This is a genomic window from Rosenbergiella australiborealis (genome assembly GCF_018494035.1).
GTDB classification, from domain to species: Bacteria; Pseudomonadota; Gammaproteobacteria; order Enterobacterales; family Enterobacteriaceae; genus Rosenbergiella; species Rosenbergiella australiborealis.
The window spans coordinates 182,278-197,746 of sequence record NZ_JABBFO010000001.1 but is presented as its reverse complement, the minus strand read 5'-3'; the positions used below and the strand labels follow the sequence as shown (position 1 = coordinate 197,746).

Genomic DNA, 15,469 nt, shown 5'->3' with positions numbered 1-15,469 from the left:
GGTTCCAGGTTTTGCCTACCGAGGTAGTAACAACCCTGTTAATTTATTGAATACGCTGCGCTTCTTTACGAAGTTTCTCTATATGTAAGGAGAGAAACAGTAACTCTTCAGGCTGAATTTGATGTTGGTAGTGTTGAAAAAGATGTTTACCGACTAATTCCGCCGCCGCCCACGCAACGGGGTACTGCTTTTGGATCGTTTCGGTCAATTCTCCTTCGTCACTGCTTACATCGGTATGATTAAGACAACGTTGTGCAAAAAATTTCAAGTGTGTGACAAAACGATGATAGCTAAAACTTTTATCGTCATAATCAATACTTAAGTGGTATTTGACCAAGTTTAATATTTCTTGCATGAGACGAGTGACTTGAGTGATCTCACGCATATCTCCCTGAAGCTGGGCAGTCACGAAATGGAGCGTAATGAACCCCGCTTCGTCCTCCTTTAGTAGAACCCCCAGTCTTCGTTCAATAATCTGTAATGCCGTCACTGCAACTTGGTACTCTTTCGGATATAAATGCTGCGTTTCCCACAACAAACGGTTATGAAGTTCTTGTCCTTTACGCTTTCGTTCCAAAGCACCAAAACAATGATCCGCAAGGGAAATAAATAGACTTTCTTGCAATGGACCAAGTTGTTCACGTGCATAGGCCACGATACGATCACAGGTGAGCAGCACATTGAGCGGAATCTGTTTGATCAGTTCAATAAAATGGTCGAAAAGTGGATTATTTTGCCGAGCAAAAACTTTCTCAATTTTGCTGTGATCAATGCTGTCGCCACAACGTTTTTGAAAGGCGATACCTCGACCCATAATAATCTGCTCATCTTGAGAGCCTTGTTGAACAACGACCACATTGTTGTTCAAAATTTTGACGATCTTCATCACACCCCTTTACCTTAATCGACGTAATTTGTCAGACTCGTCAGTGAGCCTCAAGTCGGTTATCGATAAAACGTGAGATAGATCGTCAGAAACCCCTCTTTTATCCGGATACCTTGTTTTAGGGCAATAAAAACTCAGAATGTTGTATTGCGTACAAAAGATGTTCGGATAATTCATGATCGGCAGGGATATGGGGATGTTTAAAAGTGCGTTGTCGCGACATATTAAGCCGCTGCATTAGCCGTTCTGAACGATGGTTATGCACAGAAGTGAAAGCCACGACCTGCTGAAGACTAAGACTTTCAAAAGCAAATTGTAGCACTCGCTGGGCAGCCTCTGTCGCCAATCCTTGTGACCAAAATGGCGAAGCAAACCGCCAACCGATTTCGACGCAAGGTGAAAACGTAAACTTATCTGGCTGCTCATGCAGTCCACAAAAGCCGATAAACTGGGCAGTAGACTTTAACTCAACCGCCCAAAATCCCCATCCTTTACGTTGAATGATTAAACGAAATGTTTTCGCCAATTCATCACTCTGTGCAGCACTGAGAGGATTCATAAAAAAGCGCATCACTGCGGGATCTTGATTCATTTCCCGAAACGGGATCAAATCAGAGGTTTGCCACTGACGTAATCGCAAACGTTCTGTTTCAAGCACCATGACCACCCCTTAAAATTAATCTTTCTCTAAGCAGAAAAACGAGTTAGTTAAGGATAATTAATACACCAAAAGAGTACTCATGCCTACTCTCTGCTTAGCGCCGACGGTTAAAATTGACCTCAAAGGTATAGGCGATCTTATTAAATGTGCGCTGCGTAATGAGTGATAGATTTAAAAATCGTACGGAGAGCCGATGTGTAAACTCTGGATGTTCAGGTAACGGTTCGTCCAGTTCACCAAGAGAAATAACCTCTATATTAACTTTATATTTGCCATATTCCCCTAAATCTAGGTCTACTTTTTTAAAAATAGCACCAATCTTAAAGGCTTCATTGGGTTCACCATGACTAAATAAACCAATACCGGCATTTGAGAAGTTATCGATAAAAAAACGCTGTAATTCTACGTAACCAGGAAGATGGATAGACAGCGAAAAAGCTTCGCGCAGTGGAACAGGAACACGCAAATTGATGCGACGTTGAATATAGGAAAACTTAGGTACGAGTTCACCTAACCACTGTTTCTCACCTTGTTGCTCGACACTGATTATGTTGGTGACGCTAAATATAATTTTTGCTTCGCTACCTTCAGCCACTAAAACTAAGGACTTTCCTAAAGTCTCGCAGGTATGTATAGGCGCAAATCGAATACGGCTAGCTTCCATTCTTATTAGTTTAAAGCTCTCCGTCTCATTGTCAGGACAACCCAAAACTAGCGTTTGCTTTTGTTTTTGGAATGTTCGCAATATTGACGCAAGTTCAAATCTGTCCTCACGTAATGAAGACGATTCTGAGGCAGAATTTATCATAAATAGCATCCTTTAAAGCAAACGTACGCCCTAATGTTGCAATAGCAAGCACTTATATTAAGAAGGTTTTAACAATCAACCGATTAATTATTCATTTTTTTAATATTAGCATGGCTTTATCTTACAATCGACGTATATCCCTTATCAGGTAGAAAATAGTGGTTATTTTTCCATCACATAGTAAAAATTTTGTGAAAAGTTCATTATTAGGAATAAAAAATGAGACATTGATCACATTATAATTTTTTTATAGTTCCGCACAACGGTTCTTTTACGGGTAAAATCCCCTCCGTCAAACAGATCTTTCGCAATGGAACAAACCATAACGATCTGTAAGACCTATTTTTTTCGCGTTTTACACCATCGATGAGCAAATAATAATGAACTATAAATCACTGATAGCCGCAACTGTATTAGCGACGACAGCTGCAACCTCCGTCTGGGCAGACGATTCTCCAGAATACCTTTCTGATTGGTGGCACCAAAGTGCCAATATCGTTGGTAGTTACCATACGCGTTTTGGACCTCATCCTAATAATGATATTTATTTAGAATATGAAGCTTTTGCTCATAAAGATTGGTTAGATTTTTATGGCTATATTGATGTACCAAAATTTTTTGGTACAGGTAACGCAAACGATGTCGGTATATGGGATAAAGGAAAAGGTTCGCCATTATTTATGGAAATAGAACCCCGTTTCTCTATTGATAAACTGACTAACACAGACCTCAGTATTGGCCCAATTAAGCAGTGGTATTTTGCAAACAACTATATCTACGATATGGGTCCAAATAATAAAAGCCGTCAAAATACATGGTATATGGGCTTAGGTACCGATATCGATACCGGAACAAAACTGTCGCTTTCATTGAATGTCTATGCCAAATATCAATGGGAAAACTACGGTGCAGTAAATGAAAATAGCTGGGACGGTTATCGCTTCAAAGTAAAATATATGTACCCAATTGCCCCACTCTGGGGCGGAAATCTGACTTATATTGGTTTCACCAATTTTGATTGGGGGTCGGATTTAGGTAATAACAGTACTGTACGCACTAAAAATGCGATCGCTTCTAGCCATATTTTATCGTTGAGTTACGATCATTGGCATTACTCTTTTGTCGCTCGTTATTTCCATAATGGCGGTCAATGGGAAGGTAGTGCAGATCTGGGAAGTTCACAAACTAATAACACAGGTTGGGGTTACTATCTAGTTGCCGGTTACAGTTTCTAATACTCTCCCTCCATTTACCCTCATCGCTGTGATAAATACTGGCCACATAATGTGGCCAGTTGTTTTTATAGTCATCCATTATGGTATTTTCATTGATTGTTACCAATGCCCTTCGCGCCGCCTTTCTTCTCTACGATCAATAACCAAACAATACTTCTATTCGGTTAAATATTGAGCGATAGACTACTGGGTATTGCTGAACTAAAATTTTCATCGGGTCTCTTTGCAGGATCAACCGCGCTAAGATAATTTTATCGTTCAACAATTCAAATTTCATAACTTCAATTGTTAACTTGCTTTATGCTGGTAACGAATACGTATGCCATCACTGAACTAAAAAAATAATAATTTTTATGCAAACAGAATATTAACGGAACCTGCTAATGACTGTCGATTTCAATGCTCTCCCCCCTCAAACCATCGCCGCACGTATTGATGCCCTGCCAGCAACTCGACCACTGTGGGTATTTATCAGCCTTCTCGCAATCGGTGGTTTTTTTGAGCTGTTTGACCTGTTTGAAACGGGCTATATCAGCAGTGGATTAGTCGCTGATCATATTTTTCATCTTGGAGAAGAGGGTCTCTTCGGTATTTCTGATCAGGCTGCTTTTGCCTCAGTAACTTTTTTGGGACTATTCGTTGGCGCCAGCCTCCTCGCCCCCTTTGCTGATCGTTATGGTCGCCGGTTAACGTTTATTTTTGCGCTAGGCTGGTACGGGCTATTTTCACTTATCATGGCTTTTCAACAAAGTAGTGAAGGGATATTGCTATGTCGATTTTTAGTCGGTATGGGTCTAGGTGTTGAGCTCGTCACGATCGATACTTATTTAGCTGAATGGACACCGGCCCATTTACGCAGCAAAGCCTTTGCTTTCGCCTTCTTTATCCAGTTTCTCTCTGTACCTGCCGTAGCGCTATTATCTTGGTGGTTGATCCCTCACCAATGGTTTAGCTTAGCTGGCTGGCGTTGGGTCATCATTATTGGTGCACTCTTTTCCGCAATAATATGGTTGATAAGACGGCATCTTCCTGAGTCACCACGTTGGCTTATGGAGAAAAACCGGGTTCAAGAGGCACATCATATTATGATGGCTATGGAAAAACGCTGCGGTGCAAAGATAGTGACCGATTTACCCACTAATGCCCATGCGGAAGTCATTAAAGGTCAATTTCGCGATATTTGGTCAGCTAAATGGCGTCGGCGTACTCTGATGCTGATGGTGATGAATTTCTTTCAAGCTATTGGCTTTTTTGGCTTCGGTAACTGGCTACCAACCCTGTTATCCGGTAAAGGGGCTTCGCTTTCACACAGTCTGTTGTATGCGTTCTTTATCACCCTTGCCTACCCATTGGGGTCACTACTTTGTACGCTTTATGCCGATAAACTCGAAAATAAATGGCAGATTGTAGCGGCATCATTAATGACCGTAATCTGCGGGACAGGTTTTGCGCTCACCCATCAACCTTGGATAATGGTGCTCTGTGGTTTCCTAATTACCTATTCCAATGCATGGTTAACCTATAGCTATCATGCTTATCAAACCGAGATTTTCCCGACCGCTATCCGTGCTCGGGCAGTCGGCTTCTGTTACTCGTTTAGCCGCCTCTCAACAGCATTAAGTAGTATCCTGATTGGTTTGATTCTGACCTCTGCCGGAAGCAGTGCCGTTATACTATTTATTGTCTTTAGTATGTTGATGGTCATGCTGTCCGTCGCGATTTTTGGTCCAACAACTCGGGGGAAAGATCTCGAAAATATCTAAAAAAAATGCGGTGATGATACTCATCACCGCGTTTTTTCAATTAAAGAAAGACTATTGCTGTTTTTCTAGCGTTCCAATACTACTGCTTCCTAGCTGGTCTTTTACATTGTCTTGCTTACGTATTTTCGCGACATCCTCCGCCGTCACTGCTGAAGATTGAGTATTGCCCCAACTGGTGCGAACGAAATTAGCCAGATTAGCAACCTGCTGATCATTCAACCGCCATCCGAAAGCTGGCATGGTGATTGCCGAAGGTGCACCGCTAACGCCCGGTAAATGAGCCCCCGTCAAAATAATATGAATTAACGAGGTTGGATCCTCAGTTAAAACAACCGGATTGCCTTTTAGTTGTGGGAAAAAGCGCTTATAACCCGTACCATCCGTTTTATGGCAAGCGGCGCAGTTATCAACATATTCGCTCGCTCCTGTTATCTGATCATCGCCCTGCCACAAGGCTTTAGCCACTGTATTATTTTCAGTAAACGGTGCTTGCTGCGGATCATGAGGGGAGAGGGTTTTTAAGTAACGCGCTATCGCTGTAATATCAGCGTCGGTCAAATATTGAAGACTATGCTGAACAACATCCGTCATACCGCCAAAAACGGCCGTTTGATCATTACGCCCATAGCGCAAAAATTGCTCTATCTCTTGTTGGTTCCAACGTCCTAATCCATCGCGGTTATCCCCACGTAGATTATTGGCCGTCCAACCCTCTATCGGCGCACTACTCCCTGCAAGATAAAGGGTATTGCCTTCACCGTTCTGTACTTTTTCTTGCATTGTAATGCTGCGTGGCGTGTGACAAGCACCGCAATGCTCTAAGCCTTCGACAAGGTAGCGTCCTCGATTAACGCTCTCATCATCTTGCGCGTTCGGTACGAAAGATTTCACGTCTGGGGCAAACATCTTACGCCAGATAGCAAGCGGCCAGCGCATCGACAGCGGCCACGGAATATCAGTCGCTTTATTCTCTTGATTCACGGCTGGCACACCCTGCATAAAATAAGCATAGAGTGCGTGCATATCGTCATCGCTTACAACGGCATAGGATGGATAAGGCATCGCTGGATAAAGCGTTTCACCAGTCTTAGCAATGCCCTGACGCACTGCTTTTTGGAAATCGTCGTAACTGTAATCGCCGATCCCTGTCTGTTTGTCCGGAGTGATGTTGGTACTATAAATTGTGCCAATTGGGGTAACCATCGGTAATCCCCCTGCGAAAGGTTTTCCACCTTTAGCTGTATGACAAGCGGTACAATCTCCTGCACGAGCGAGGTACTCGCCCCGTTTAACCAAATCACCGGAATCATCAGCCAGCACACTGAAAGAGGTTATCGTTAATAATAACGTCAAAAAAGTCTTTTTCATTAGCCTCTCCTTATGCCTGAACCAACGGGCCTGGGTTCTTAAGATAGACGTCACGGATAGTTTTTGCCGACCAATAAGTCAGAGCGGCGACTAATCCGGTTGGGTTATACCCCAATCCCTGAGGGAAAGCAGACGCACCAGGTACAAAGACGTTATGCACATCCCAGCTTTGTAAGTAACGGTTTATCGCACTCGTTGAAGGGTCCTCACCCATAATGGCACCACCGTTCATATGGGTCGTCTGGTAAACCGTGGTATCAAAATGCGTTCCTTCCTTTTTTGCAGAACCGATGATTGATTTCGGGTTCATCGCTTCCGCGATATTACGCATTTTAGACACCATAAACTGGGCCATTTTGATATCATTTTCTTGCCAATCGAATGTCATTCTCAGTAGTGGCTGACCATGAATATCTTTGTAATTAGGATCCAAGTCTAAATAGTTATTTCGGTAAGACTGATGAGCACCGTGTGCATCCATTGAGACATGGTGTGTGTAGGTATCAGCAACAGCCGCCTTCCATTGACTACCCCACGCGGGGGTTCCTGCAGGAACAGGCAACCCAGAGATAGGTTTAACTCCCGCTTGGTTTACCCATAATGGCGAGCCACCGACAAAGCCGTAGGGACCGTGGTCAAAATTATCGGCATTGAAATCATCCACTGCGACACCTGCACCTCCCGCACCAATGAAAGGATTCGTTGTCGTGTCCTTATCGAATAAGGCTTTTAAGGTCGAGATGTTTTGATAAGCAAAATTACGCCCCACAACGCCTTCGTTAGTGATCGGGTTGTACGGTTTACCAATACCCGACAATAGCATGAGGTGGACGTTATGGAATTGAAACGCAGAAAGGATAACCAGATCTGCCGGTTGTACTTGCTCACGACCCTGCGAATCGACGTAAGTCACACCTGTCGCACGTTTTTTATCGTCAGTCAGATTCACTTTTAACACGTAAGAGTCGTTACGCAGTTCAAATTTCGGTTCTTGGCGAAGAGCAGGCAGTATGTTGACGTTAGGCGAGGCTTTTGAATACATATAACAGGCATAACCACTGCAATAACCACAGAAGTTACACGGCCCCATCTGAGCCCCATAGGTATTGGTGTAAGGCCCCGAGGTATTAGCAGAAGGCATATCATAAGGATGATAGCCTACCGCTTGGGCGGCTTTATAATAGAGCTGAGCTGAATAGGTTCTTTTTTGTGCGGGTAATGGGAAATCATTTGAGCGGTCACCCGCAAATGGGTTTCCTCCCTTATCTTTCCCCACAACGTTGCCATTAATGGACCATGCTGTGCCTGACGTTCCAAAAACCTTTTCCGATTGGTCAAAAAAAGGTTCTAATTCGTCGTAAGTCACACCAAAATCTTGAATCGTCATCCCTTCTGGAATGAAACTTTTACCGTAGCGCTCTTCATAATGACTCCGTAAGCGCAGCTCTACAGGATCGACACGAAAATGCACGCCAGACCAGTGTAATCCTGCACCGCCAGTCCCTGTACCGGGTAAAAAAGCGGCCAACTGACGATAAGGTACAGCTGTCTGTGAAGGATTGTGGCGGATAGTCACGGTACTTTTTGATAAGTCTTGGAAAAGTTTTTTCCGCACGTTGTAGGTCAATTCATCAATCGACTGCGGATAGGATCCGTCTGGGTAGGTATCACGATGTGGTCCACGCTCCAGTGCGACAACGGTAAGGCCAGCTTCGGTCAACTCTTTCGCCATAATTGCCCCCGCCCAACCGAAACCGACGATGACTGCATCTACTTTTTGCTGTTCATTAGCCATAATTAACTTCTCTCACCCCGAATTGATACTGGCGGTAATGGGTAGCGTTCACCACGCTCAACCCAATCCATAAAGTCTGCTCGCGCACCTGGAAAATTGATCAGCTTCCAACCGACCAGTCCTTGGTTACCACCGTGGATTGGATCACTGAAAAAGCCTTCGCGCGTATTCTGTAAAAGGAATGAGAAAAAAGTCTTTGAGGGTAATTGTTGGAATTCAACTTTACCTGCTTCTAAGGCAGTCAGAAATTCAATGTGTTGTGCGGGCGTTAACTCAGCAAAAACCTTGCCGTAGAGCTTTTGGCTTTGTTGATTAGCTTCCGCGATCCCCAAACGATAGATTTGGCGGGGTACCAATGGGAGCTGATAACCAAAATCTTTATCAACATCCGGCGTAAAAGGTCCTTGCATATACCAGTTGGAACCGGTGGCATAAGGGGTACTCATTTGACGATCGATATACTCAGGCACCCCCGCTTCTAGCGCACCGGGACCACGCTCATCTTTCGGGATAAGTTGCGCGACGGCTGCCGTGATAAATGCAAACTCCTCAGCGGTAAACCACGTCGGCTGATAGTCTCGCGCAGGAGCGTCGAGGGAAGAAGTGTTATCTGCCGCTAAGACGCTTCGACTCTCTAGGGCTCCTATCCCGGCAGTTCCAACGGCCATAACGGGAGCAATAGCGATAGTTCTCAGCAGAAAATCACGACGTGACTGGCCGTTTTTTTGTTCTGACATGACATTGCCTTAATACTGCAAATGATGCAGCATGAAAAAATTGAAAGATAGCGTGACGGTATTGTCCGGCAATTCTGTAGGGTTTTATAAGTTGGTTACCGGTAACAATTCAATTATATCACAGTTTTGTAACACCAAAAATTATATACACTTATTTTTTGTGACGAGATTTAACATCTTGTTATAGGAATATATTTTTTAATCGCCGCTAAGATGCTTCTCCAGCCGGTCTATCTAGTATAGTCGTCGTAGAAATTAATTTTCAGGGAGTTCTCATGTTTAAGTCTTTTTTTCCACGCCCTCTGCTCTTTTTTATAAGCGCAGCGATGTGGAGTCTGGTCGTGGTTCTATTTTGGTTCGGTGTTGCCGCGCAATTTCCCGCGCACATCCCACTAATGGCCAAAGCCTTTCTGGCACCACTACCCACTTCCGTTGCGCGTTTCTGGCAGCTAAATTACCTCTGGTTTTATTTCTATTTTTGGACTGCGGTCGGACTCTTTGCGATAGTATGGTGGATTATCGATAAGCACCCTTGGCAACGATGGTCAGTATGGGGATCGGCACTGATTATTTTTTCCACATGGTTTGGTGTGCAGGTCGGTGTCGCGATCAATGCCTGGTACGCACCTTTCGGTGATCTTATCCAACAGGCGCTGAGTAAAGCAGGATCGGTAAAAATAGAAACCTTTTATCACCAAATCTATACTTTTTTAGGTATTGCCTTGGTTGCGGTTGTAGTCGGTGTGCTGAATAATTTTTTCGTTAGCCACTGGGTATTCCGTTGGCGGACGGCGATGAATAACTTTTTTATGTCGAACTGGAAACAATTACGTCATGTTGAGGGGGCTTCACAGCGGGTTCAGGAAGATACCATGCGCTTTGCGGATACATTAGAAAGTTGGGGTGTAAGCTTATTACAAGCCATCATGACGCTTATCGCTTTCCTGCCGATTTTGGCACAACTTTCAGTGCATGTGAAAGAGGTTCCAATTATTGGCAATATCCCTTACGCCTTGGTGATTATTGCGATTGTATGGTCATTATTTGGTACGGCACTATTGGCCGTGGTCGGGATAAAATTGCCGGGACTATCATTTAAAAATCAACGGGTTGAAGCTGCTTATCGTAAAGAGTTAGTCTACGGTGAAGATAACCCAGACCGGGCGACTCCTCCCACGGTAAAAGCGCTGTTCCATCAAGTTCGCTATAACTACTTTCGTCTCTATTTCCACTATCTCTATTTTAATATTACACGTATTTTATACCTGCAAGTGGATAATATTTTTGGACTTTTTGTTCTTTTCCCAGCGATAGTGGCAGGAACTATCACACTGGGATTGATGAATCAAATCTCTAACGTTTTTGACCAAGTTCGCTCGTCATTCCAATATTTGATTAATTCGTGGTCAACATTGGTAGAATTGATGTCCATCTACAAACGTCTCCATAGCTTTGAAATGATCCTCAAAGATAAGCCTCATCAAGACTTAATCGATGATGCTTGCGAATAACTAACGAGAATAAAAGGTGAAAGGACTCGCCTTTTATTTCTCCTTCTTGGAACAAGATGATAACGATGAAATATACCACATCCCTTCTTCTCAGCTCATTACTGACCACCGGTTTAACGTGCAGTGTTGTCACTCAAGCTCAGACGATTGAAACCATCAATGTGAGCCAGATTCGCCCGACACAACCAGCAATTGGTGATGATGAAGTTAAGATCAAGGTGGCTAAATTACGCCTCGATCGGCAAGCGCTATTTGAAAGTTTCTGTCAGGATATTGGCGCAAAAGGGATAAAAAAGTTTGATGATAGTTCGTCATTGAGCCGCCCTGATAGTTTTACCTGTTTAGCCGCTCAGGGTACCGAGGCAAAGAAAGTTAAAAGCGCCGTGATAGGGCCTGACCACCATATCTATCTCACTGATGGTCACCATACCATTTCAACTTATCGTGCTTTAGCGAATGACCAAGATTTTCCTTTCTCTGTACGGATCACCAACAATTTTAGTCATCTCCCCTCAATGGCAGCATTTTGGGAGATAATGCAGCAGCAGCATTTAGCTTGGCTGAAAGATCCCCAAGGAAAAACGATCTCACCTGACCAGTTACCCCTTCAGGTCAGTATGCAGGCCATGCAAAATGATCCTTATCGTTCAGTCGTCTATTTTTTACGAGGCATCGCCTACGATAAGCCAGAGCACGCACCACCTTTTTTAGAGTTTTATCTTGGTAGCTGGCTTCGCAGCGAACAGCCAGTCACCGCACAACAGCTTTCAACCCAAGCTGGCTACATGGCTTATCTTCATCGCGCGGCAGAAAAACTCGTGGCAGCAAAAGGGAGCTCGCCAGCAACACAGAGTGCTCAATCGCCCACACTGTACCAGTTGGGGCAACGTAAAACAGTGAATGAGAAAAAATTAGCGAAATTAGCGGAACCCGGCGGGAAGATATCGTTCTTATTTAACGGCAAATAATCGGTATTCAAGGCCTCAACACGAGGCCTTGAACAGCGTATTTATAACGTAATACGAAGTACCGTGTCCGGTTGCGTGGCTTCTTTTTCACGCGAAGAAGCCTGCTTAACGCTGACATATAACACGTCACCTTTATCAGAGAGCGCTAAGCTATTTGGCATTCCGTCTGCCTTAATAGTACGCTTAACTTGATAGGTTTTAGTGTCAATAATATTAATCAGACCTGCTTGACGGTGAGTGACATACAACTCTTGACGATGAGGGTTAAATAACACGCCTAACGACTCTGGCACTTTTATACTGGTTAATGCCTTGCTGTTTTGCGTATCGATGACTAACACTTGCGGCTGTTTAAAGTCAGAAACAAAGGCCCGATGTCCCGCGGTATCTAGGCTAATATTTAACAGCATATGTTCGCCATCGATCGCGAGTTTAGTCCGTTGGACAACGGTATTGCGCTGAGTATCAATTTTGATCCATTCTGCATCAGCATTGGTCAAATAAAGTGTATGCTGCTGTGGATCTAACGCTAACCCGGTAGCCATTTTACCCACACCAGTGATCGTTTTTATCACCTTGAGGGATTTTCCGTCCAGAACCCATACCACGCTATCAGCCCCTACACCGGTAGCGTAGACTTGATGAGTCGTCGGATCGACCGCAATTTCACGGATTTGTGGTGGTCTAAATGTTTCGCTACGTTGACGTGATTCAACAACCTGTTGCGCGATAATTTTCTGCGTTTTTAAATCAATCGCGGTAATCGAACCATCACGCGTATTACCTGTATAGAGGATATGTTGGGCATTATCGATCGCCATACCAAAAGGTTTAAGCGGCTCTTTGATTATTTGCTCAACAGTTAGATCTTGAGGGTTAAGAACGTATACGGCACCGCCAGCTTCCTGCCTAGCACCTGCACTGGCAACATACAATTGCTGAGGTGATTGGCCATAAGACAGTTCATAAAGCCCTTTGGAAATAGGGTGGCTTATGACGTTTGATTCATTAGCAAAAGCAGTTGTTGAAAGGAGTGCAGTCACCAACAACAGCGGACGAAAAAGAGTATTGCGTTGCATTAATCATTACCTCTGTAATTGCGCGATGGGGAATAAAAACAGAGTCCTTAGCGCTTGTCATGTTGAGAAACGCTAAGAGTGTAATCGATTTTTCAAATGATAAATATAATCATTTCGTTATTTATTATTCTCGTTGGCTAACGCCGCACGAATAAATCCTTTGTACTTCGCTAACCTTGCCACCGCTTGTTCAGCGCTTATCTCGGCGAGGATCATGACAATAGCCGTTTTGCAATGGCCACCACAAGCGGTTAATGCTGCCTGCGCCTGCTCTGGCTGACAACCTGTCGCCTCAATAACTATGTTCCTTTGTCGTTGGATAAGTTTCAGATTGGTGGCTTCCACATCGACCATCAAATTTCCAAAGACTTTGCCACTGCGGATCATAGCCCCGGTTGTGAGCATATTTAGAACCATTTTTTGCGCTGTCCCGGCTTTCATTCGTGAGGACCCAGTCACCACCTCCGGCCCCACAATTACACTCAGCGCGATATCCGCGCGGCTTGCCATTTCACTCTCGGGATTACAACTCAACGCAATGGTGACGGTACCAGATTGCTTTGCCCAATCTAATGCACCAAGTACATAAGGTGTGCGACCACTGGCCGCAATTCCAACAAGAACATCGTTCTCTCCCAGCCCCAATGCACGTAGGTCCTCAGCCCCTTTCTCCATATTATCTTCAGCGTTTTCAACTGCTTGTAAAATTGCTTTATGTCCTCCAGCAATAACCCCTATTACTTGGTCAGGCGGTGTACCAAATGTAGGTGGGCACTCACTCGCATCAAGGATACCTAAACGCCCTGAGGTTCCGGCACCGCAATAGAGTAAACGCCCCCCGTTAGCAAAGGCTGTTGTAATAGCCTCAACAGCTTGTGCTATCTGCGGTAAAATAGCTTCGACGGCTAAGGCCACTTTTTTGTCTTCATCATTAATGACTTTCAGCATCTCTTCCGTCGATAACTGGTCAATGTTTTCACTGGCAACATTGCGGCCCTCTGTCACTAAGCGATGGAGATTAATTGACATAATGAAACCTTATTTTGGACAAAAAAAACGGGAGTGATGGTGGGCATTATACCCCGCCGTCACTCCCGACTCATTATGGATCAATAATCAGTTATTTTGCTTGAGAAGTTCCTAACATTTTCTGTTCATAAGCTCGAGCTTTGCTGACATCAAACTGTTTTTCCCAGCAGGAAATCACTAATACGGCCAATGCGTTACCCACAACATTCAATGCCGTACGCGCCATATCCATGATTCGGTCAACACCCGCGATAAAGGCAAGTCCTTCGAGAGGAATTCCCACGCTTCCAAGGGTTGCAAGAAGTACGACAAAGGAGACACCTGGTACTCCAGCAATACCTTTAGATGTCACCATCAAGGTTAGGACTAAAATAATCTGATGCGTTAGCGAGAGCTCAATACCATAAAGTTGAGCAATGAAGATCGCAGCAATACTTTGGTATAACGTAGAGCCATCTAAGTTAAACGAGTAGCCGGTTGGAACCACAAAACTGGTAATCGATTTCGGTGCTCCGTAGGCTTCCATCTTCTCCATGATCCGTGGAAGCACTGTCTCTGAGCTCGAAGTTGAATAAGAGAGGATCAGTTCATCTTTTAACAAACGCATCAACGTCCAAATGTTGAGTTTGCAGATCTTAGCAACAGACCCCAAAATCACAAATGCAAACAGTAGGATAGCTGCGTACACTAAGATCACTAACTTCGCAAGTGGGTAGAGTGAGGCAAATCCGAAGTTAGCTACCGTCACAGTGAGTAGCGCAAATACACCAACTGGTGCATAACGCATGATCATGTGGGTTACTTTAAACATAGTTTCCGAAATTGAGCGGAAAACGGAAACCAAGGGATCGCGATGTTCGGCTGGAAGAGAAGAGAGACCTAAACCGAATAGAACAGAGAAGAAAATAATCGCTAACATGTCACCATTTACAAAGGAGACAAAAATGTTTTGCGGGATAATCGACAGAATAGTGGTCACTAAACTGTGCGGTCCACTCTGAACCTGTTGCGTCGTCGCTTCGTATTTTGAAATGTCTGTCGCGGTTAATACCGACATATCAATACCCGTGCCCGGATGGAAGACATTCGCTAATGTCAGTCCTACGACGATCGCGATTGTTGTAATGACCTCAAAATAGATAATCGTTTTAAGACCAATACGACCTAATTTTTTCGCATCACCAACACCCGCGATGCCAACAATCAGAGAAGAAACAACAATTGGGATAACAATCATTTTTATCAAATGGATAAAAATATCACCCGCAGGTTTCAGAATGTTGACCACCAGCCAATCACGGCTATCGGGTGCGTTATGGAGGATGCTGCCAGCAATAACCCCTAAGACCAATGCAATTAGGATTTGCCAAGCAAGGGTGATTTTGAAGCCTTTCATAGAATAGTGGTTTCCTCAGTCAAACTGCCTTTTACTCTTCAGTGACAAGAGACGTACGCAGAAATAAAAATGCCAAAGTTAAAACAGGCAAGTCTTTGATGTTTGTGTGCTAAAACCGCTCCCTGCGATTTTGTGTGCTATGTATTACCATTTTCTATTGACCTAGCGCAAGCTCTGATGAACATCAGATTATTCTCTTTTAATAATCAATTATCTTATATAAACGATAGTTT

At 44.0% G+C, this 15,469-nt stretch carries 13 protein-coding genes; 4 read left to right on the top strand and 9 right to left on the bottom strand.

Annotated elements, in window-relative coordinates; all coding sequences use genetic code 11:
* Positions 1–43 precede the first annotated feature (43 nt).
* The 3 genes from licT to HGT73_RS00970 form a co-directional block, all read right to left on the bottom strand.
* Positions 44–886, bottom strand: coding sequence for a BglG family transcription antiterminator LicT (gene licT, locus HGT73_RS00980; protein ID WP_214211787.1), 843 nt, complete (start codon positions 884–886; stop codon positions 44–46).
* 118 nt (positions 887–1,004) lie between these two features.
* The gene (locus HGT73_RS00975) at positions 1,005–1,544 is read right to left on the bottom strand and encodes a GNAT family N-acetyltransferase (RefSeq protein WP_214212081.1); all 540 of its coding nucleotides are present in this window, start codon (positions 1,542–1,544) and stop codon (positions 1,005–1,007) included.
* A 97-nt stretch (positions 1,545–1,641) separates the two neighbouring features.
* Complete coding sequence (locus tag HGT73_RS00970) at positions 1,642–2,355, bottom strand: PilZ domain-containing protein (protein WP_214211785.1); 714 nt, start codon at positions 2,353–2,355, stop codon at positions 1,642–1,644.
* A 380-nt stretch (positions 2,356–2,735) separates the two neighbouring features.
* Between HGT73_RS00970 and HGT73_RS00965 the strand changes: the two genes are divergently transcribed.
* Together HGT73_RS00965 and HGT73_RS00960 are read left to right on the top strand one after the other, a co-directional pair.
* A complete protein-coding gene (locus tag HGT73_RS00965) occupies positions 2,736–3,590 on the top strand; it encodes a nucleoside-specific channel-forming protein Tsx (RefSeq protein WP_214211783.1) in 855 nt (284 codons plus the stop codon).
* A gap of 383 nt (positions 3,591–3,973) precedes the next feature.
* Complete coding sequence (locus HGT73_RS00960) at positions 3,974–5,353, top strand: MFS transporter (RefSeq protein ID WP_214211782.1); 1,380 nt, start codon at positions 3,974–3,976, stop codon at positions 5,351–5,353.
* A 51-nt stretch (positions 5,354–5,404) separates the two neighbouring features.
* Here HGT73_RS00960 and HGT73_RS00955 read toward each other — a convergent pair whose 3' ends face one another.
* From HGT73_RS00955 to HGT73_RS00945, 3 genes are read right to left on the bottom strand one after another with little or no spacing between them, the layout of a single operon-like run.
* Positions 5,405–6,721, bottom strand: a complete 1,317-nt coding sequence (locus HGT73_RS00955) for a c-type cytochrome (protein ID WP_214211780.1) — start codon at positions 6,719–6,721, stop codon at positions 5,405–5,407.
* 10 nt (positions 6,722–6,731) lie between these two features.
* Entirely contained in the window at positions 6,732–8,516 is a 1,785-nt protein-coding gene (locus HGT73_RS00950) for a GMC family oxidoreductase (RefSeq protein WP_214211778.1), read from the bottom strand.
* Positions 8,517–8,518: 2 nt separating this feature from the next.
* Positions 8,519–9,253, bottom strand: a complete 735-nt coding sequence (locus HGT73_RS00945; RefSeq protein WP_214211776.1) for a gluconate 2-dehydrogenase subunit 3 family protein — start codon at positions 9,251–9,253, stop codon at positions 8,519–8,521.
* A gap of 275 nt (positions 9,254–9,528) precedes the next feature.
* Between HGT73_RS00945 and sbmA the strand changes: the two genes are divergently transcribed.
* On the top strand, positions 9,529–10,764 hold the full coding sequence (gene sbmA, locus HGT73_RS00940; RefSeq protein WP_214211774.1) for a peptide antibiotic transporter SbmA: 1,236 nt from the start codon (positions 9,529–9,531) through the stop codon (positions 10,762–10,764).
* Between the two features lie 65 nt (positions 10,765–10,829).
* Entirely contained in the window at positions 10,830–11,732 is a 903-nt protein-coding gene (locus tag HGT73_RS00935) for a ParB/Srx family N-terminal domain-containing protein (protein ID WP_214211772.1), read from the top strand.
* Positions 11,733–11,773: 41 nt separating this feature from the next.
* Here HGT73_RS00935 and yncE read toward each other — a convergent pair whose 3' ends face one another.
* The 3 genes from yncE to gltP all read right to left on the bottom strand — a co-directional run bounded on the left by yncE (position 11,774) and on the right by gltP (position 15,236).
* Positions 11,774–12,811, bottom strand: coding sequence for a 7-bladed beta-propeller protein YncE (yncE, locus tag HGT73_RS00930; protein ID WP_214211770.1), 1,038 nt, complete (start codon positions 12,809–12,811; stop codon positions 11,774–11,776).
* Positions 12,812–12,928: 117 nt separating this feature from the next.
* A complete protein-coding gene (gene murQ, locus HGT73_RS00925) occupies positions 12,929–13,840 on the bottom strand; it encodes an N-acetylmuramic acid 6-phosphate etherase (protein ID WP_214211768.1) in 912 nt (303 codons plus the stop codon).
* A gap of 91 nt (positions 13,841–13,931) precedes the next feature.
* A complete protein-coding gene (gene gltP, locus HGT73_RS00920) occupies positions 13,932–15,236 on the bottom strand; it encodes a glutamate/aspartate:proton symporter GltP (RefSeq protein WP_214211766.1) in 1,305 nt (434 codons plus the stop codon).
* Positions 15,237–15,469: the final 233 nt, after the last annotated feature.